We start from the raw sequence: 17,886 nt of genomic DNA, 5'->3' as shown, positions 1-17,886 counted from the left end.
GGACGTCCTCGATGGCGTTGCGAATGGTGCCGCGGCTGACGCCGAACACAACGGCCAGGGCCTGCTGGTCGCATAGACCTCGTTGGGAAAGGACAGTTGCCAGGATTCGGTCGGCGTCGGTGATCTTTGGGCGGAAGAGGCAGCCGCGGGTTCCGGGTCGCCTGTCACCGCCGCGCTGGCGATGCCGGCGTTCTTCCAGGGTGGCCTGGTAGGGCAGGGTGACCCGGTCGATCAGTGCCTGGAGGTCTGATCGAGGCATGCCGGTGAGGGCGGGGTGGGACAAAGCTTGGGAGGGCGCTGTCACGTTGGTTGATCGGGTGGATGATCTTCTGGTTGATCGTGCTGGAGGGGGCTGTCCGTGGGGGCCGTGTCGCCGTCGTGCAAGGGGCATCGGTACGTGGCTGTACCACCGCTTCCCGCTGTCGTTCCGCGAGGTCGAGGAGCTGATGCTCGAGCGCGGGATCGTCGTCTCGTACGAGACGGTGCGCCGCTGGTGCGCCAAGTTCGGGCAGCGATACGCAGGCGCGCTGCGCCGCCGGCAGCCCCGGCCTGGTGACACATGGCACCTGGACGAGGTCTTCATCAAGATCAATGGGGAGCAGAAGTACCTGTGGCGGGCCGTCGACCAGGACGGCAACGTCCTGGACATCCTCGTGCAGAACCGCCGGGACAAGGCCGCCGCCAGGCGCTTCTTGCGCAGGCTGATGAAGAAGACCCGCACGGCGCCGCGGGTGATCGTCACCGACAGGCTCCGCTCCTACGGCGCGGCTCACCGCGAGGTGATGTCCTCCGTCGAGCACCGGCAGTCGAAGTACCTGAACAACCGGGCCGAGAACAGCCACCAGCCCACCAGGCAGCGTGAACGCGCGATGAAGGGCTTCCGCTCGGTGGGCGCGGCCCAGCGGTTCCTGTCCGCGTTCAGCGGCATCTCGCCCCACTTCCGGCCCCGCCGCCACCTGATGACCGCTGCCGCCCACCGAGCCGAGATGAGTATCCGCTTCGTGATCTGGGACCAGATCACCGGCGCTGCCGACCGGCCCACCACGGCCTGACCACAGGCCCGGCCCCCAAGCCCACCCTGCCCCGACGCGCCGTCAGGCAGTCACGCACCCAACAATGTGACAACGCCCTCGAGATACATGACGGCGACGGCGCAGGCAACGGTCAGGTCCGAGCGTTCCAGCCAACGGCAGTGGCCGAGCGTATGCACCAACGCAGCCGTACGCGCGTAAGCACCGTCGTACACCGGATGCTCGAGCGTCTCCCCGCGGTGACGGGCGACAGCAGCGATCGGCACACCGTAGTCGTCCACGCCGGGATCCCGACGGCCGGCTCTCTCGGCCACCTCGAGGATCCAGGATGCGCCGATGTGCAGGATCACGCGGCGGCACCGGGCTTCAGCTGCTCGTACGGGGCATCGAGCTGCTGCTCCAGATCGTCGAGGAAGGCCCCGTGCTCGGCGACGAGCCGCTGGGCGGCCGCCGTGCCAGCGGCGCGGGCACCGGTAGTGTCCTCGATGGGGCGCGTCACACCCGGCGTTCTTGAACGCCGTCCCCGTTCCCGGCCCCTTCGCCGGCCCGGTCACCGGGCCACGGGCCCGGCGCCGGGCCCGTGCTGCCCCGCGGGACGAGTTCCACCGGCAGGACCACGTGTCGCTCCCGATACGCCTCGGGGTCGTGGATCACGCCGTGGGCCAGCTCCGCCGCCACCTCGCCCAGTCGGCGGGCCGGCTGGGCCATCGTGGACAGGTCCCACGGCTCCGCCATCGCGTGGCCGTCGAAACCGAGGATCGACATCCGCTGGGGCACCGGGACGTTGACGCCGCGCAGCACCGTCAGCAGTCTGAAGGCGATGTCGTCCGTCTCGGCGAAGATCGCCGTGGGGGGCTCCTCGAGACTCAGCAGCCGCCCCACCGCCGCGTCCAGGCTCGGCCCCTGCCAGTCGGCGACCTGGCGGACGAGGTCGTCGTCCCCTTCGATGCCCGCCTCCGCCAGGGCCGCGCGGTATCCGTCGAGGCGGGCTCTGCTGCTCCAGGCGAAACCCGAGGGGTCCTCGGGCTCCAGGTAGGCGATGCGCCGGTGGCCGAGGTTGAGGAGGTAGCGGGTGCCGCGCCGGGCGGCCTCCACGTCGTCCACGTAGACGCCGGCCCTGCCCTGTTCGTGCTGGCTGACGAAGACCAGGGGCATGCCCAGGTCGTCCAGGCGCGCCCGCTCCTCGGGGGAGAGCGCGAAACTGACCACGAGCAGGGCGTCGGCGTTGCGGCGGGCCGGCAGCCGGTCGAAGAACTGGGCGCGCTGCTCGGCGGTGGTGACGCTGTAGACCAGCATGTCCAGGCCGGCCGCGTTGAGCGCGGGTGCCATGCCGGCGAGCGCGGCGCCCAGGAACCAGGCGTCGAGGTTGGGTACGAGCACGGCGACCCGGCCCGTGCGCCCCGTGACCAGGCTGGACGCGCTGCGCGAGATCGCGAACGACAGCTCGCGCGCCGCCTCTTCCACGCGCGCCCGGGTCTCGGGGGATACCGTCGACAGACCGCGCAGGGTGCGCGAGACGGTCGAGGGCGAGACTCCGGCCCTCCGGGCGACATCCGCCAGCGTGGCGCCCTTCGCAACGGCTTCACCGACCATGTGCGGGACGCTAACACAACGGCCGCCTCACCAGGCCAGAAGCGATGACAGCGCTGTCATTTCAATCCCTCCATAACTCCGACCGGCCGCGACCATTGACACTCTATACGGCGCTCCTTACGGTGACAGCGCTGTCATCAGGCAGTCCCAGAAGGGAGGAGTACGCCATGTCCCTGAACCGCAGAACACTGCTGGCCGGCGCCCTGAGCGCCGCCGCGGCGGGTTCGCTGGCCGGATGCGGAGGAAAGGACCTCGACGACCTGCTGGCGCAGGCCGCGACCGTTCCCCGGAGGCCGGCCAGGCTGACCTGGTGGGTCTCCGAGATCCCCTCCCGGCGGGGCTCCGTCGTCGCGGATCTGATCATCCGTGCCTTCGAGCGGCGGCATCCCCGTATCCGCGTCTCGAAGATCAACGCACTGTCCACCTCGGACGGCAACCGCAGCGCCATCGCCACCCAGCTCGCCGGCGGCTCCCCCCAGCCCGACGTGTACCTGGGCGACACGACGTGGCCCGCGCAGTTCGGTCACTCCGCGCTCGCGCTGCCGGTGGAGAAGCTGCTCCCGAGCGGCTTCTGGGACGCCTACCCGGCGGCCCTGCGCACCAGCTCCACGTACCGGGGCACGGCCTACGCGGTGCCGTTCTTCACCGACAGCACCTACCTCTTCTACCGCGAGGACCTTCTCGCCAAGCACGGGCTGCGTGTGCCCCGCAGCTGGGAGGAGCTGCTGCGCACCTCCCGCACGGTGCAGCAGGCCGGTGACGTCCAGGCCGGGTTCCTGTGGCAGGCGGCGGTGACCGAGTCGCTGACGGCCAACGTCACCGAGTTCCTCGCCGACGCGGGCGCCACCGTCCTGGACGGGCGGGGCAGGGCCGTACTGGGCGGCGCCGAGGCGGAGCGGGCCTTCTCGCTGATGGCCGAGTTCACCGCCCGCGGGGTCACGCCCCGCACCGTGGCCACGTACGAGGAGTCGGACGCGCAGGACGCCTTCGTCAACGGGCGCGGGCTGTTCCTGCGCAACTGGTCGTACGCCTGGGTCAACGCGAGCACCCCCGGGGTCTCCCGGGTCGCGGGGAAGATCGGGGCAGTGCCGCGTCCGGGCTTCGAGGGCACCGGCCGTTCCGGCGTCTCCTGCGCCGGCGGCTGGAGCAATTTCGTCAACCCCAGTTCCCAGGAGCTGGGCGCCGCCATGGAGTTCGCCCGGTTCTGCGCCGGGGACGAGGTGCAGCGCCTGCTCGCCCGGGAAGCCGGTGTCATCCCCGCGATGACCTCCGTGCTCGGCAGCCCGGAGGCGCGCGCCGCCGGCGACCCGGCCGTCCTGCGCGCCGCCGACCTGCGACTCGTCGCCCGGCCCGTGCAGACCCCGTACTACCCGCAGGTCAGCAAGGCGCTGTACACCCCGGCGAACGCGGTCGTGCGCGGCAGCCTCTCCCCCGCGGACGGTGTCCGCGCCGCACGCGAGGGGCTGCGCACGGCCCTGGAAGGAAAAGCGCTGTGAGTTCCGTACTGCACAAGAAGACGGCGGGGACGCCGTCGCAAGGCGAGGGTGGCGGTGCGCGCGCCGGGGCCCCGCGGAAGCCCTCGAGCGCGCCCCCGGGCTCCACCGCCCGCCGTCGCGCCCGCGCCGGGTGGCTGTTCGCCTCCCCCGCCCTCCTGGTCATCGCCGCGGTGACGGTCTTCCCCGTCGTCTTCTCGCTGGTGCTGTCGTTCTGCGAGGTCCGGCTCGAGTACGGCGGCCTGCGGTTCGGCTCGCCCACCCTCGCTCACTACGAGGCGCTCCTGACGCACCCCGAGTGGTACCGGGCCCTGGCGTTCACGCTGGGCTTCACCATCGTCTCGGTCTCCATCGAGCTGGTCCTCGGCACGCTCACGGCGCTCGTCCTGGAGCGGCTCGGCGCCGGACGGGGCTGGATCCTCGCCCTGCTTCTGCTGCCCTGGGCCCTGATCAACGTGATCGCCGCCCAGCTGTGGTCGTACCTGTTCAACGGCACCTACGGCGCGGTGAGCTGGCTGTGCGAGCAGATGTTCGGCACCCAGCCCGACATTCTCGGGCAGCCGGTGCCCGCCATGGCCGCGATGGTCGCCGTCGACGTGTGGAAGACGACGCCGTTCGTCGCCATCGTCGTCCTCGCCGGTCTGATGCTCATCCCTGGCGACGTCTACGAAGCCGCCGAGATCGACGGCGCGAGCGCGTGGACCACCTTCTGGAAGGTCACGCTGCCGCAGCTGCGGCCCATCGTCGCCATCGCGGTCCTCTTCCGCATCCTCCAGGCGTTCGGGATCTTCGACCTGCCGTTCGTACTGACCCAGGGCGGCCCGGGCACGGCCACCCAGTCGGTGGCCATCCTCGGGTACCGGATCCTCTTCCAGAACCTCGACTTCGGAGGCGGCGCCGCCGTCGCGGTCACCACCGCCGTCATCGTCCTGGGCTGCTGCCTGCTGTTCCTGCGCGTCTTCCGCGCCCAAGTCGACGAAGGGGGCCGGGCATGAGCCGCCGCGTCCCGCGCACCGGAGTGCGCCGCTACGTCAACGCCGTCAACCTCGGCGGGCTGCTGATCGCCGTCTGCGCCACCCTGCCCCTGCTCTGGATGGCGTCCGCCTCCCTGAAGGGGCCCGGCGAGATCAGCGCGACGCCGCCCACCCTGCTGCCGAAGGACCCCACGCTCAGCAACTACGAGACCGCCTTCGAGCGCAACGGGATCGGCCACTACTTCCTCAACAGCGTGGTCGTGGCCAGTCTCTCCACGGTGCTGATCCTGTCCCTGGCGTTCTTCGCCGGATACGCCCTCGCCCGGCTGCCGCTGCGCGGGCGCGGTGCGGTCATGACGGCGCTGCTGATGCTGTCGGTCTTCCCGCCGATCGCCCTGCTCGTACCGCTGTTCCTGATGGAGCGCCAGGCCGGGCTGCTCAACAGCTATCCGGGCCTGATCATCCCGTACGTGGCGCTGAATCTGCCGTTCGCGATCTGGATCATGCGCAACTACCTCAGTGGCATTCCGGGCGAGCTGGAAGAGGCCGCCGTCGTCGACGGCGCCGGCCCGCTGCGCACCGCCCTGACGGTGATCCTGCCGCTGGCCCGGCCGGGGCTGTTCACGGCCGGCGTGTTCTCCTTCACCGCGACCTGGTCGGAGTTCCTGCTCGCCCTCACGTTCAACGGCTCCGACGACCGGCGCACCGTGTCCGTCGGCATCGCGCTGTTCACCAGTCAGTACCAGGTCCCCTACGGGGTGATCTTCGCCGGTGCGATGGTGGCCACCGTGCCGATCGCGCTCCTGGTGCTGATCTTCCGCCGGTCGGTCGTCTCCGGCATGACCACCGGCGCCGTGAAGGGCTGAGCGGCCCCGCACGAAGCCCCCTTCCCGGGTGACGGCCGCCTCCGGCCGTTCCCACCGCCTGTCCGCACACCCGCACCCCACCCTGGGCACGCGCCCGAGAGGTTCACAGATGCCCCACCACGACTCCCCCGCCCCCTCCCCGCACGCCGCGGACTGGTGGCGGCAGGCCGTCGTCTACCAGGTCTACCCCCGCAGTTTCGCCGACTCCGACGGCGACGGCATCGGTGACATCCCCGGCGTCACCTCCCGTCTGCCCTACCTCGCCGACCTCGGCGTGGACGCCGTCTGGCTGAGTCCGTTCTATCCCTCGCAGCTCGCCGACGGCGGCTACGACGTGGCCGACTACCGCGACGTCGACCCCCGGCTCGGCACCCTCGACGACTTCGACGAGATGGTCCGCGCGGCCCACCGGCTCGGCCTGAAGATCATGGTCGACATCGTGCCCAACCACTCCTCCGACCAGCACGTCTGGTTCCAGGAGGCGCTCGCGGCCGCGCCCGGCTCGGCCGCCCGCGAGCGCTACGTCTTCCGCGACGGCCGGGGCGAGCACGGTGAACTGCCGCCCACCGACTGGCCGTCCAGCTTCGGCGGCCCCGCCTGGACCCGGGTGCCGGACGGCCAGTGGTACCTGCACCTCTACGCCCCCCAGCAGCCCGACTTCAACTGGGACAACCCCGAGGTCCGCGAGGACTTCCACGACACCCTGCGGTTCTGGTCGGACCGGGGCGTCGCCGGTTTCCGGGTCGACGTCGCCCACGGCCTCGCCAAGGACCTGCGCGCGCCGCTGCGCGACCTCGGCGAGCAGCGGAGTTACCAGCCCGACGCCCTGCCGGCCGACGGCAGCCATCCGCTGTGGGACCGCGACGCGGTGCACGAGATCTACCGCGGCTGGCGGCAGGTCTTCGACGCGTACGACCCGCCGCGCTTCGCCGTCGCCGAGGCCTGGGTGCGTGCCTCGCGGCGTACGGCCTACGCCTCCGCCGCCGGGCTGGGGCAGGCGTTCAACTTCGATTTCCTCGGCGCACGGCTCGACGCCGCCGAGATGTACACCCTCATCGACAGCGCGCTCGCCGACGCCCGCGCCGCGGGAGCCACCAGCACCTGGGTGCTCTCCAACCACGACGTGGTCCGTCATGTGTCGCGCTACGCTCTGCCCGGCGACTACACCAAGCTCGACATCGAGGCGTGGCTGCTCACCGACGGCCGGGAACCGGCCCCGGACCTGCCGACGGGTGAGCGCAAGGCGCGGGCGGCGGCGCTGCTGATGCTCGCCCTGCCCGGGTCCGCGTACGTCTACCAGGGCGAGGAGCTGGGTCTGCCCGAGGTCGCCGACCTGGACCGCGCGGACCTGCGGGACCCGATGTGGGTACGCGGCGGCGGACGTGTCAAGGGCCGCGACGGCTGCCGGGTGCCGCTGCCGTGGACCCGTGAGGGGGCGAGCTTCGGGTTCGGCCCCGGCGGCTCGTGGCTGCCGCAGCCGGCCGACTGGGGCCGGTACGCGGCGGACGTGCAGAGCGGCGACAAGGAATCCTTCCTGGAGCTGTACCGCGAGGCCCTGCGGCTGCGCCGCACCCTGGTCGCCGACGAGGCGCTGGAGTGGGTCGGCTCGCGGGAGCAGACCCGTCGGGGGCTGCTGCACTTCGCCCGCGCCGGCGGCTGGCACACCGTCAGCAACCTGTCGGACGAGCCCGTCCCGCTGCCGCGGGGGGAGGTCCTTCTCGCCTCCGGCCCGCTGACCGGTGACGAACTGCCGCCGTGGACCTCCGTCTGGCTGCGCACCGGATCCGCGTCCGGCCGCTGAGGAGCGGTGGCCGGCCCCTCGTGTCGTGGGGCCGGCCGGTGGTGCCGTCCGGCCGTACGTCGGGAGACGTACGGCCGGACATCGGGGGAACGTACGGGGCCAGTCGTCGAGGGACGGACGGCCGGACGTCGAGGAACGTACAGCCGGTCGTCGGGGACCGTACGGCCCGACGGCAGCGGTCGTTCAGGCGGTTCACCGCGAGGCCGGCCGGCTCAGGGGCGGGCCCCGCGACGCCAGCGCTCGGGGTCGATCCGGCCCTCGTACAGGGGGAGTTCGAGTGGCGGCTGGTCGTCCGCGAACGGGTCCCACACCCGGGTGAGGCCCGCGGTTCCCCGCGTGCGCACCCGGCGGGCCTCGGCGAGGTCGAGCACGTCCGTCAGGACCTCTTCCGGGCCCGGCCCGGCTGCGGCGCGCGTGTGCCCCTCGGGGTCCACGACGAGGCTGCGCCCGACACCGTCCGGCGCCGCCGCGTTGAGGCTGGCCATGAACACCTGGTTCACGATCGCGTTGGCCTGCGCGAGCACGACTTCCTGGGCGCGGTCGACGGTGGGCGTGCGCACCAGGTTCAGTACGAGGTCGGCGCCCTGCCACGCCAGGTGGCGGGTGATTTCGGGGAACCATGCGTCGTAGCAGATCGTCAGGCCCACGCGTCCGTGGTCCTCCATGTCGAAGACCACGAAGCCGCTGCCGGACGCGGTGGTCTCGTAGGGCCGCCACGGGAAGATCTTGCGGTACTCCGCGACCCGTTCGCCCGCGGGCGAGTAGACGGGGGCCGTGTTGTAGATCCGGCCGTCCTCGCCCTGTTCGTAGACGCTGCCGGGCACGAGCCAGATGCCCAGTTCGCGAGCGAGGGCCGCCAGTCGGGTGCCGCGGGGTCCGTCCAGCGGCTGGGCCGCCTCGGTCATGACCGTCTCGGGGTCCTCGCCGGGCTTGTGACCGCACAGGTGCAGTTCCGGATAGGCGAGCAGCCGGATTCCGGGATGCGCCTCGGTGACGCGGCGTACGTCCGCGGCGAACGCGTCCGGGTCGTCGGCGGCGTGATGCCGTGCGGCCGTCTGGACGAGGCCGATCGGCAGGGGGATCGTCATCGCAGGGGCAACCTTCCGCGCAGGGTGGTCTCCGGGGGCGCGGACGAGCCAATCATCGCGCCTTCCACGGGACAAGATCCCTTCCTCCAGTGGCATCCACAGGACGACCCAGTGGATCCGCACCGGCAGCCGTCCCGGCGGTCGCGCCGGAACCCCGTGGTAGAACGAGGATCACCGCGTGCGCGACGCGGACTCACCGACTCGACAGGACAGGCGAACGGATGACCCTCAACCAGCTGAGGGCCTTCGTCGAGGCGGAGCGGCTCGGGTCGTTCACCGCAGCGGCGCGGGCCATGGACATCGCCCAGGCGTCGGCCTCCGAACTGGTGCGGCGGCTCGAGTCGGAACTGGACGCCGAACTGTTCGCGCGCGGCAGCCGCACCCTGACCCTGACCTCGGCCGGCCAGGAGCTGCTGCCGTACGCCCGGCAGGCGGTGGAGGCCGCCGAGAGCGGGACGCGGGCGGTGCGCTCCCTGGGCTCGCTGGGCGGGGGGACCGCCACGTTCGGTGTGCTCCGCAACGCGGACTACTACCTCCTGTCCAACCTCGTCCAGATGTTCCACGCCCGGTATCCGTCCGTCCGGGTCCGGCTCGTGGGGCAGAACTCGGCCGAGACCGCGGCGGCCGTGGCCGCGGGACGGATCGAGGCGGGCCTGGTCGTCCTGCCGATCGACGACGAAGGGCTCGTGGTGACCCCGCTGCTGCGCGACGAGGTGTTCTTCGTCAGCGCGAGCGAGGAACGAACCCGCGCACCGATGACGATGGAGGCCTTCGCCCGGGCACCCCTGGTCCTCTACGACGCCCATTACGGGTGGCAGGACCCCACCCGGCGGCAGCTCGCGGAGCGGGCCCAGTTCGCCGGGGTCGGCATCGAGCCGCTGATCGAGCTGGAGCACGTCGAGGCCGCGCTGGGCCTGGTGGCCGCCGGGGTGGGCGACACGATCGCCAGCCGGGCGGTGATCGCCGGCCCGGCGTTCCCCGCGGGGCTGCGCACCACCCCCTTCGCCGAGCCCCTCTACGACACGATCGCCCTGGTCAGACGGCGGGGGCATCCGCTGTCGCGGGCCACGAGGGAGCTCGCCCGGCTCGCCGAGGACACCCTGCGCGAACTCCGTACCGACCTCGGCCTCTGATCGGCCGCGCGCACGGGACCTGGACGGACACGCCCCAAGGGTCAGGGAAACCCTGTGGTTCGGACAGGAATGGCCCCTCTGGTCCTGTGGCGGCGCGGCGTCTAGCGTCCTTTGCCATGCAGATCACGCATGACGAAGCACAGGCCCTCCCCCCGTTCCAGTGGCTCAAGAAGCCGTCCGTGGACGGTCCCCCCGCCCAGCGCGACCCCAAGGTGGTCGAGCGGGTCTCGCAGATGCTGAAGGACATCGAGCACAAGGGCATGGACGCGGTGCGCGCCTACGCCCAGGAGCTGGACGGCTGGTCCGGCGACCTGGAGATCGGGGCGGCCGAGCTGAAGAAGTCGGGCGACGCCCTGCCCCCGGACGTCCGCACCGCTCTGGAGATGGGCTACGAGCGCACCCACCGGTTCGCCGCCGCGCAGCGCGAGCACCTGACGGACTTCGAGGTCGAGGTAGCTCCCGGTGTCGTCGGCGGCCAGCGCTACGTTCCCGTCTCCCGCGTCGGCGCGTATCTGCCGGCCGGTCGTTTCCCGCTGCTCGCCAGCGCCTTCATGACGGTGAACGTGGCGAAGACCGCCGGGGTGCCCACGGTGCTGGCGTGCACTCCCCCGTCGGGTGAGCACGGCGCGCATCCCGCCGTGCTGTACGGCGCCCATCTGTCGCGCGCCGATCGGGTGTTCGCACTCGGTGGTGTCCAGGCGCTCGGAGCGATGGCCTTCGGTCTGCTCGGCGAGGCCCCGGTCGACATGCTGGTCGGCGCGGGCAACGCGTTCGTCACCGAGGCGAAGCGGCAGCTGTTCGGCCGGGTCGGCATCGACCTGCTGGCCGGCCCCTCCGAGGTCGCCGTCATCGCCGACGACAGCGCCGACCCGGTGTGGGTCGCGGCGGACCTGCTGGGCCAGGCCGAACACGGCCCCAACTCGCCCGCCGCCCTGATCACCACGTCCGAGCAGCAGGGGCGTGCCGTGATCGCGGAGATCGAACGCCAGCTGGAGTCCCTGACCACCCGGGACATCGCCGGCCCGGCGTGGCGCGACTTCGGTTCCGTCGTCGTGGTGGGTGACCGGGCCGACGCCGTCGCCGTGGCCGACGTGATCGCTCCCGAACACCTGGAGATCCAGACCGAGGACGACGAGTACTACCTGGAGAACCTCTCCAACTACGGCTCGCTGTTCATCGGGGCGTGGTCGACGGTCGCCTACTCCGACAAGGGCATCGCCGGCACCAACCACGTGCTGCCCACGGGCAAGACCGCCCGGTACAACGCGGGGCTCTCCGTCTCCCGGTTCCTGAAGCCGCTGACGTACCAGCGCGCCTCGCGGGAGGGGACCGTGTCCCTGGCTCCCGCCGTCGAGCGCATCTCGGCGTTCGAGGGGCTGGCGGCCCACGGCGCCACCGCGACGCTCCGCATCGACCGGGTCGGGCGGACGTCCGGCGCGTTCGACGGCATTCCGGCCGCTCTGCGCGACCAGCTCTGATCCCCGCTCGTGCCGGCGCGTCGCGTGTGCCGGCACGGCCGGTGCGCCCGGCCCACCACGCCCCTGGCCGGGCAACGCGGTCGTGGCCTCCACCGTCAGCGGCGTCGCCGCGGGTGATCGCCGGCCGTCTGCCGCCGGACGTCTTCTCGTACCTCATCGCCTCCAGCGGCTCGATCGCCCCGATGACGAGCGGGTGGACCGACGGCGGTGACGGCTCAGCGGGCGCGGGCGTGAGTGGCGCGGGGGACGAACTCGGTCGGCAGCACCAGGCGTTCACCGGCGGGGTCGACGTCCTTGGCGATCCGCCGGACCAGCAGGCGCGCCGCCTGGCGCGACAGCTCACGCAGGTCGTGCCGGACGGTGGTGAGCCGGAACACCTCCCAGGAGGCCATCGGAAGGTCGTCGAAGCCGATGACGGTGAGGTCGTCGGGGACCTTGACACCGGCCGCGAGGGCCGCGTTCAGGACACCGATGGCGACGACGTCGTTGCCGCAGAACACCGCGGTGGGTGCCTCGTCCGCCTCGAGCAGGGCGGGCAGCGCCCGGTAGCCGGTGTCGTACTCGAACGCTCCGCGCACCACGCGGCTCTCCGGCAGCCCCACGCCCGCCTCGGCCAGAGCCAGCCGGAAGCCCAGTTCGCGCTCGCGCCCCGTGGTGGTGTTGGCCGCGCCGAAGACCCCGGCGATGCGCCGGTGCCCGAGGGCCACGAGTTCCCGGGCGACGAGCCGCCCGCCGCCCTCGTTGTCGACGACGGAGGCGAAGTCTCCGGCGCGGCCGGTGTCGCGGTTGAGGAAGACGTAGGGCATGCCTCGTCGCTCCAGCTGGGCCGGCAGCCGGGAGTCGGTGGTGGCTGTGGCGAGCACGACGCCGTCCATCGACTGGTCGAGCAGCTTCTCCTCGGCGACCGCCTCGTCGGACCGCTCGGTGATCAGCATCATCCGGTAGCCGAGGCTGCTCAGTTCGTCGTGGAGCGGGGCGATGACATGCGGGTAGAACGGGTTCGTCAGGTCGGTGACGATGACGCCGACCCGCCGTGTGGCGCGCGTCGAGAGGGTGCGTCCGGCCTCGCTCGGCACGTAGTTCAGCGCCCGGGCGGCCCGCTTGACCTTCTCGCGGGTGGCCTGGGACACGCGGGGGTCGTCGCGCAGCGCCCGGGAGACCGTGGGCTGTGACACACCTGCCAGCCTGGCCACGTCGTGACTGGTGATCCCCATCGGCTCTCCCCTCGTTACCACCGGCGCCGCCCGATGGCGTCCCCAGGCCAGTATACGTATGTCAATATCACGGCCCGCACCTCGCCGGCCGGGCCTGCCGAGCCCTGCGACACGGGACCCGCCCACAACTGTCTCGGCCCTCCCTCTTGACATCCCGCCCTCCGGGGCCTGTCATGGAATGCATACGTATTCACGAGCGAAGGAGCAGTCATGCCCGATGTCGTCGTGTCCCCCGCCGAGCTGGCCCGCCGCACGGTGCGCCGCAGCGATTTCGTCTCCTGCAACCAGGCCTTCATCGACTGCCGTACGCCCGGTTCGGATCGCAAGGAGAACTACGCGATGATCGGGCCGGGCGTCTCACAGTCCGCCGACCAGCACGTCAACCTGCGGCTGCCGCACGGCTACAACATCGGCGCCGCCGCCATGCCGCACGGCATCACCAACAACCTGCACCTGCACTACACGGCCGAGGTGTTCATCTGCACCGAGGGCGAGTACTTGCTGCGCTGGGGCGCCGACGGCACGGAGGGCGAACTCACGCTCAAAGCCGGTGACATCGCCTCCATCCCGACCTGGATCTTCCGCGGATTCACCAACACCGGCCCGGACGACGGCTGGCTGTTCACGGTGCTGGGCATGGACGACACCGGCGGCATCATCTGGGGCCCGTCCGTCCTGCGGGAGGCGCGGAAGCACGGCCTGTACCTCACCGCCGACAACGAGCTCGTCGACACCGTCGCCGGTGACACCGTCCCGCCGGAGTCCGAGCTCGTCAGCCCCCTGGCCCAGGAACACCTCGACCGGCTGCGCCGCTACACCCCCGACGAGATGAAGCGGCGCATCGCCGCCGCGGACGAGCTGGTCTTCTCCGACCACCCCTTCCTCGACAGCACCCTGCCCGGCGGCGGCGCCCGTCTGAGCTGCGTCATCGGCTACGGCATGACCGAGGACCCGCACCAGGAGCCCCGCGTGTTCAATCCGCACGGGCACAACGTCGCCTGGCTCCGCGCCGACCCCGGGCAGGGCGTCTCGGCGCACCGCCAGCACGAGACCCAGACCCTGATCGTGAAGGACGGTCTGTGGGAGGTCACCCTCAACCGCACCGACCCCGTCCCGGTGCGTCTCGGCCCCCGCGACATACTCTCCGTCCCCCAGGACGCCTGGCGCACCGTGCGCAACGTCGGCGACGAGCAGGGCGACCTCCTCGTGGTCAACTCCGGTGACGGACGGGTCCGTCTGGAGTGGGACGAGGAGGTGCGCAAGAGCGCTGCGGACGCGGGCGTGGGCATCGACCACAACGGGTACGTCGCCCCGTACGCGCTGCTGCCCCGCTCCGCGCGCTCCTGGTGACCGGCATGGCGCACGAGGACACGGCCGGTCCACTTCCGCTCGTCGTCGTGCCCGGGATGCTCTGCGACGCGAGCCTGTGGGGCGACGTCGACTTCCCCGAAGGCCACGACGTCCACCACATCCCGCTGCGGCGTGCGGACATCGGGGCGCTCGCCGAGGACGTGCTCGCCACGGTTCCGGGCCCCTTCGTGCTCGTCGGGCTCAGTCTGGGGGCCATCGTCGGCTTCGAGGCGCTGCGCCGTGCGCCCGAGCGCATCGCGGGCCTGTGCGTGATGGCGACCAACGCCGGAGCACCGCGTCCCGAGCAGTACGCGGCCTGGCGGGCGATGGACGAGCTGATCGCGGCCGGCCGGTTCACGGACGTCGTCGAGCGGACGCTGCCGGACATGTTCCCCGACCGGTGCCCGACACCCGAGGGCGCGCGGCGCTACCGCGCCATGGCGCACGCCGTGGGCGCCACCGCCGCCCGCGCCCAGCTCGCCGCGCAGGCGACCCGCGCGGACGCGTCCGGTGCGCTGCGGAAGGCCCGCTGCCCCACCGTGGTCCTGGCCGGGGCGCGGGACACGCTGTGCCCGCCCGCCTTCCACCGGGCGATCGCGGACGCGGTCCCCGGAGCGGCCCTGACGCTGCTGCCCGACGCGGGTCACCTGCTGCCGTGGCAAGAGCCCCAGGCGGTGACGGCGGCGCTGCGCGAACTGGTCGCGGCCGCCACTCGTACGGCACCTGCCACCGCCGCCCCGTAACGACTCCCCGGACCCACCCCCGCACCGTCAACCCCAGTGGAAGAGAGCCGTCATGCCCCGACACCTCAAGTCCCCCGTGCCCGCCGCGCAAGTGACCGCGGCCCGGGCGGACGTCGCCGAGCGCGTCCGCGTCATCCTCGACGACATCCGCGAGCGCGGCGACGACGCGGTCCGCCGGTACTCCGAGAAGTTCGACGACTGGAGCCCCGAGTCGTTCCGGCTGGCTCCCGAGGAGATCCGGCGGATCGTCTCCCAGGTGCCCGACACGGTCCTGGACGACATCCGCTTCGTGCAGCAGCAGGTCCGCACGTTCGCCCAGGCCCAGCGGGACGCGCTGGGTGACGTCGAGATCGAGACGCTGCCCGGCGTCCACCTGGGCCACCGGCACGTCCCCGTGTCCGGCGCCGGCGCGTACGTGCCCGGCGGCCGCTACCCGCTGACCGCGTCGGCCCACATGACGATCGTGACCGCGAAGGTGGCGGGTGTCCCCCGCGTCGCCGCCTGCACCCCGCCCATCCGCGGCGAGATCCCCGCCGCGACGGTCGCGGCGATGCACCTCGCGGGCGCCGACGAGATCTACCTGCTGGGCGGAGTCCAGGCCGTCGCGGCGCTGGCCGTGGGAACCGAGACCATCGGGCGCGTCCCGATGCTCGCGGGCCCGGGCAACGCGTACGTGGCGGAGGCCAAGCGGCAGCTGTTCGGCGAGGTCGGCATCGACCTGTTCGCCGGACCGACCGAGATCCTGGTGATCGCCGACGAGCACGCGGACCCGTTCGTGGTGGCCGTCGACCTGCTGTCGCAGGCGGAGCACGGCCCGGACTCCCCCGCCGTGCTGGTCACCACGTCCGAGGAGCTGGGCCGCGAGGTCGAGCGGCACATCGAGCGCCTGCTGCCCGGCATGCCCACCCGGGACTTCGCCGCACCGGCCTGGCGCGACCACGGCGAGATCGTGGTGGCCGGCACTCTCGACGAGGCCTTCGAGATCGCCGACTCCTACGCCAGCGAGCACGTGGAGGTGCTGACCGAGAACCCGCGCCAGGCCCTGGACAAGATGCGCGACTACGGTGCGCTCTTCCTCGGCGAAGGCACCTGCGTCTCCTACGGCGACAAGGTCATCGGCACCAACCACGTCCTGCCCACCCGTGGCGCCGCCCGCTACACCGGTGGCCTGTGGGTCGGCAAGTACCTCAAGACGGTGACGTACCAGGAGGTCACCGACACCGCGTCCTCCGCGCTGCTCGGCGAGGTGTGCGGCCGGGCCGCGCGCGTCGAGCTCTTCGAGGGGCACGCCCGCTCCGGTGACGTCCGCGCCGCCAAGTACGGCAGGGGCACCCTGCCGTGGAACGAGGAGGGCGTCGCATGAGCGGCCGCACCGCACCGCTGGCCGGCCGCACCGCGCTCGTCACCGGGGGAGGCAGCGGCCTCGGCCGGGCCATCACCAGGTCCCTGCTCGCCGACGGGGCCCGGGTGGTGATCACGGGCCGCGACGCGACCACGCTCGAGGAGACCGCGTCCCGGTTCGGTCCGCACGTCTCGTACCGGGTCTGCGACGTCTCCCGCCCCGACGACGTCGGGGAACTCGCCCGGAGCCTGGCCGGTGAGGAGATATCGATCCTGGTCAACAACGCCGGGATCGCCGGCCCGGTGGCGCCGCTGACCGAGATCACCCCGCGCGACTGGGACGAGGTCTTCGACATCAACGTGCGCGGGGTGTTCCTGATGTGCCGGGCCTTCCTGCCCGCCATGACCGGGCGCGGCGCGGGCGACGTCGTCAACATCGCCTCGGTGTCGGGCAAGCGCCCGCTGCTGCGCCGCACCCCGTACTGCGCGTCGAAGATGGCGGTCATCGGTCTCACGGCCACGCTGGCCGGCGAGGTCGGGCCGCTGGGCGTCACGGTCAACTCCCTGTCCCCCGGGCCGGTCGAGGGCCCACGCATGGAACGCAACTTCCGTCTGGAGGCGGAACGCACGGGCAGCACCTACGAGCAGGCCGAGCAGGCGTTCGTCGCACGCTCCGCCCTGGGGCGGATGGTCACCGAGGACGAGGTGGGCGAGGCCGTCAGCGCGATGCTGCGCATGCGTGGACTGTGCGGGGCCGACATCGACCTCTCCGCGGGAATGGTGGCCCGATGACGGCACACGGCGCACCGCACCGCAGCCTCAAACAGCGGCTGGCGGACGGCGAGCAGCTGCGGGGCGCCCTGCTGCGGCTCCCCTCGGAGACGCTGGTGGAGATGGCGGGGGTCGCGGGATTCGACTTCGTCGTCATCGACTGCGAGCACGGGCCGGCCGACACGGCGCTGCTCCAGCAGCACCTCACGGCCGCGGCGGCGCACGGGATCGACGTCCTGGTCCGCGTGGGCTCGGCCGAGCCGGCGCTCGCGCTGCGCTGCCTCGACGTGGGCGCCGCCGGGCTGATCCACCCCCACGTGGACAGCCGCGAGGACGCCCGGCGGGCGGTGGAGGCCAGCCATTACCCGCCGTGGGGAAAGCGGGGTTTCGCCACCTACAGCAGAGCGGGCCGGTTCGGCACGGTCACGGCGGCCGACCATGTGGCGGCGTCCCGCGAGACCCTGGTCGTGACCATGGTCGAGACGCGACGCGCCTGCGACAACGCCGACGCGATCGCCGGCACCGAGGGGGTGGACGCGGTCCTTGTGGGCCCAGCCGACCTGGCCGCGGACTGCGGCTTCCCGGAGCCCGGCGTCGTCGACGGGCTGATCGCCCGGGCGCACGACGCCGCACGGGCCCACAAGCGCGCGGTCATGACGATCGTGCCGAGCCTCGACGCCGCCCGGGCCGCCGAGCGCCAGGGCTTCCAGCTGATCGTCTACAACATGGCGCACGTGCTCATGGACACCCTGCGCTCGCTGGCCGCGTCCGGGACGACGGGCGCGACCGCAGACCCCGTCTGACGGCCGGGGGCGGGCCGCCTCCGCCGGCGGACCCGCCCGGCGGCGGGGGCGTCCCGCCCCCCTGCGTAACGCGCGCCGAGCCCTCGGCCGCCGTCCTCCGGGGATGTCGAATCCTCCCGGGGCGAACCCTTGACGCCCCACATCCGGATCCTTAGTGTTCACGACCAGTTCATACGTATGCACCGCTCCCCCTCCCCCCTCCCCCGC

16 protein-coding genes and 1 pseudogene are annotated in these 17,886 nt (G+C 72.2%); 12 read left to right on the top strand and 5 right to left on the bottom strand.

Features of this window, described 5'->3' with window-relative positions; all coding sequences use genetic code 11:
* Window positions 1–389 precede the first annotated feature (389 nt).
* Window positions 390–1,052, top strand: coding sequence for an IS6 family transposase (locus KUM38_RS27490; protein ID WP_217133011.1), 663 nt, complete (start codon window positions 390–392; stop codon window positions 1,050–1,052).
* A gap of 77 nt (window positions 1,053–1,129) precedes the next feature.
* Here KUM38_RS27490 and KUM38_RS27485 read toward each other — a convergent pair.
* The 3 genes and pseudogenes from KUM38_RS27485 to KUM38_RS27475 all read right to left on the bottom strand — a co-directional run.
* Window positions 1,130–1,381 (bottom strand): annotated as a pseudogene (locus KUM38_RS27485) (fic family toxin-antitoxin system, toxin component); the annotation flags it as partial.
* Complete coding sequence (locus KUM38_RS27480) at window positions 1,378–1,530, bottom strand: hypothetical protein (RefSeq protein WP_217132996.1); 153 nt, start codon at window positions 1,528–1,530, stop codon at window positions 1,378–1,380. The gene KUM38_RS27480 and the pseudogene KUM38_RS27485, both read right to left, overlap by 4 nt.
* A complete protein-coding gene (locus tag KUM38_RS27475) occupies window positions 1,527–2,624 on the bottom strand; it encodes a LacI family DNA-binding transcriptional regulator (protein WP_308409060.1) in 1,098 nt (365 codons plus the stop codon). The genes KUM38_RS27480 and KUM38_RS27475 overlap by 4 nt, the downstream gene beginning before the upstream one ends.
* A 167-nt stretch (window positions 2,625–2,791) precedes the next feature.
* Between KUM38_RS27475 and KUM38_RS27470 the strand changes: the two genes are divergently transcribed.
* The 4 genes from KUM38_RS27470 to KUM38_RS27455 all read left to right on the top strand — a co-directional run bounded on the left by KUM38_RS27470 (window position 2,792) and on the right by KUM38_RS27455 (window position 7,758).
* A complete protein-coding gene (locus tag KUM38_RS27470) occupies window positions 2,792–4,120 on the top strand; it encodes an extracellular solute-binding protein (RefSeq protein WP_217132995.1) in 1,329 nt (442 codons plus the stop codon).
* On the top strand, window positions 4,117–5,112 hold the full coding sequence (locus tag KUM38_RS27465) for a sugar ABC transporter permease (protein ID WP_308409059.1): 996 nt from the start codon (window positions 4,117–4,119) through the stop codon (window positions 5,110–5,112). Before KUM38_RS27470 ends, KUM38_RS27465 begins: the two co-directional genes overlap by 4 nt.
* The gene (locus KUM38_RS27460; RefSeq protein WP_217132994.1) at window positions 5,109–5,957 is read left to right on the top strand and encodes a carbohydrate ABC transporter permease; all 849 of its coding nucleotides are present in this window, start codon (window positions 5,109–5,111) and stop codon (window positions 5,955–5,957) included. The genes KUM38_RS27465 and KUM38_RS27460 overlap by 4 nt, the downstream gene beginning before the upstream one ends.
* A gap of 109 nt (window positions 5,958–6,066) precedes the next feature.
* The gene (locus KUM38_RS27455; protein WP_217132993.1) at window positions 6,067–7,758 is read left to right on the top strand and encodes a glycoside hydrolase family 13 protein; all 1,692 of its coding nucleotides are present in this window, start codon (window positions 6,067–6,069) and stop codon (window positions 7,756–7,758) included.
* 212 nt (window positions 7,759–7,970) lie between these two features.
* On the opposite strand, the gene KUM38_RS27450 is transcribed toward KUM38_RS27455, so the two are convergent.
* On the bottom strand, window positions 7,971–8,846 hold the full coding sequence (locus tag KUM38_RS27450) for a carbon-nitrogen hydrolase family protein (RefSeq protein WP_217132991.1): 876 nt from the start codon (window positions 8,844–8,846) through the stop codon (window positions 7,971–7,973).
* A gap of 221 nt (window positions 8,847–9,067) precedes the next feature.
* Between KUM38_RS27450 and KUM38_RS27445 the strand changes: the two genes are divergently transcribed.
* Both KUM38_RS27445 and hisD (KUM38_RS27440) read left to right on the top strand, forming a co-directional pair.
* Window positions 9,068–9,979 carry a LysR family transcriptional regulator gene (locus tag KUM38_RS27445; RefSeq protein WP_217132988.1) on the top strand — a complete coding sequence of 304 codons (912 nt, stop codon included), beginning with the start codon at window positions 9,068–9,070 and terminating at the stop codon, window positions 9,977–9,979.
* Between the two features lie 116 nt (window positions 9,980–10,095).
* A complete protein-coding gene (gene hisD, locus KUM38_RS27440; protein ID WP_217132986.1) occupies window positions 10,096–11,457 on the top strand; it encodes a histidinol dehydrogenase in 1,362 nt (453 codons plus the stop codon).
* 215 nt (window positions 11,458–11,672) lie between these two features.
* Here hisD (KUM38_RS27440) and KUM38_RS27435 read toward each other — a convergent pair whose 3' ends face one another.
* Window positions 11,673–12,671 (bottom strand): LacI family DNA-binding transcriptional regulator, encoded by a 999-nt coding sequence (locus KUM38_RS27435; protein ID WP_217132984.1) that lies wholly within the window; start codon window positions 12,669–12,671, stop codon window positions 11,673–11,675.
* A 210-nt stretch (window positions 12,672–12,881) separates the two neighbouring features.
* Here KUM38_RS27435 and KUM38_RS27430 point away from each other — a divergent pair, with 210 nt between their 5' ends.
* Genes KUM38_RS27430 through KUM38_RS27410 form a run of 5 tightly spaced genes read left to right on the top strand, consistent with a single transcriptional unit; the run spans window position 12,882 to window position 17,679 of the window.
* Entirely contained in the window at window positions 12,882–14,021 is a 1,140-nt protein-coding gene (locus KUM38_RS27430; protein ID WP_217132982.1) for a cupin domain-containing protein, read from the top strand.
* A gap of 5 nt (window positions 14,022–14,026) precedes the next feature.
* A complete protein-coding gene (locus KUM38_RS27425; protein WP_217132977.1) occupies window positions 14,027–14,764 on the top strand; it encodes an alpha/beta fold hydrolase in 738 nt (245 codons plus the stop codon).
* Window positions 14,765–14,816: 52 nt separating this feature from the next.
* Window positions 14,817–16,127, top strand: a complete 1,311-nt coding sequence (gene hisD, locus KUM38_RS27420) for a histidinol dehydrogenase (RefSeq protein WP_217132975.1) — start codon at window positions 14,817–14,819, stop codon at window positions 16,125–16,127.
* Window positions 16,124–16,897: an SDR family NAD(P)-dependent oxidoreductase gene (locus KUM38_RS27415; protein ID WP_217132973.1), complete on the top strand. Its 774-nt coding sequence runs from the start codon at window positions 16,124–16,126 to the stop codon at window positions 16,895–16,897. Before hisD (KUM38_RS27420) ends, KUM38_RS27415 begins: the two co-directional genes overlap by 4 nt.
* Window positions 16,894–17,679 (top strand): HpcH/HpaI aldolase/citrate lyase family protein, encoded by a 786-nt coding sequence (locus KUM38_RS27410; RefSeq protein WP_254397834.1) that lies wholly within the window; start codon window positions 16,894–16,896, stop codon window positions 17,677–17,679. The genes KUM38_RS27415 and KUM38_RS27410 overlap by 4 nt, the downstream gene beginning before the upstream one ends.
* Window positions 17,680–17,886 lie beyond the last annotated feature (207 nt).

Origin of the sequence: Streptomyces sp. AC558_RSS880 (genome assembly GCF_019049255.1) — a bacterium.
Classification (GTDB): Bacteria; Actinomycetota; Actinomycetes; order Streptomycetales; family Streptomycetaceae; genus Streptomyces.
This window is presented reverse-complemented; position numbering and strand designations above follow the sequence as displayed.

What these genes read in the sequence shown, in the direction of transcription:
- KUM38_RS27475 (WP_308409060.1), bottom strand. Translation starts at nt 2,624, where the DNA reads ATGGTCGGTGAAGCCGTTGCGAAGGGCGCCACGCTGGCGGATGTCGCC.
- KUM38_RS27470 (WP_217132995.1), top strand. Translation starts at nt 2,792, where the DNA reads ATGTCCCTGAACCGCAGAACACTGCTGGCCGGCGCCCTGAGCGCCGCC.
- KUM38_RS27460 (WP_217132994.1), top strand. Translation starts at nt 5,109, where the DNA reads ATGAGCCGCCGCGTCCCGCGCACCGGAGTGCGCCGCTACGTCAACGCC.
- KUM38_RS27455 (WP_217132993.1), top strand. Translation starts at nt 6,067, where the DNA reads ATGCCCCACCACGACTCCCCCGCCCCCTCCCCGCACGCCGCGGACTGG.
- KUM38_RS27450 (WP_217132991.1), bottom strand. Translation starts at nt 8,846, where the DNA reads ATGACGATCCCCCTGCCGATCGGCCTCGTCCAGACGGCCGCACGGCAT.
- KUM38_RS27445 (WP_217132988.1), top strand. Translation starts at nt 9,068, where the DNA reads ATGACCCTCAACCAGCTGAGGGCCTTCGTCGAGGCGGAGCGGCTCGGG.
- hisD (WP_217132986.1), top strand. Translation starts at nt 10,096, where the DNA reads ATGCAGATCACGCATGACGAAGCACAGGCCCTCCCCCCGTTCCAGTGG.
- KUM38_RS27435 (WP_217132984.1), bottom strand. Translation starts at nt 12,671, where the DNA reads ATGGGGATCACCAGTCACGACGTGGCCAGGCTGGCAGGTGTGTCACAG.
- KUM38_RS27430 (WP_217132982.1), top strand. Translation starts at nt 12,882, where the DNA reads ATGCCCGATGTCGTCGTGTCCCCCGCCGAGCTGGCCCGCCGCACGGTG.
- KUM38_RS27425 (WP_217132977.1), top strand. Translation starts at nt 14,027, where the DNA reads ATGGCGCACGAGGACACGGCCGGTCCACTTCCGCTCGTCGTCGTGCCC.
- hisD (WP_217132975.1), top strand. Translation starts at nt 14,817, where the DNA reads ATGCCCCGACACCTCAAGTCCCCCGTGCCCGCCGCGCAAGTGACCGCG.
- KUM38_RS27415 (WP_217132973.1), top strand. Translation starts at nt 16,124, where the DNA reads ATGAGCGGCCGCACCGCACCGCTGGCCGGCCGCACCGCGCTCGTCACC.
- KUM38_RS27410 (WP_254397834.1), top strand. Translation starts at nt 16,894, where the DNA reads ATGACGGCACACGGCGCACCGCACCGCAGCCTCAAACAGCGGCTGGCG.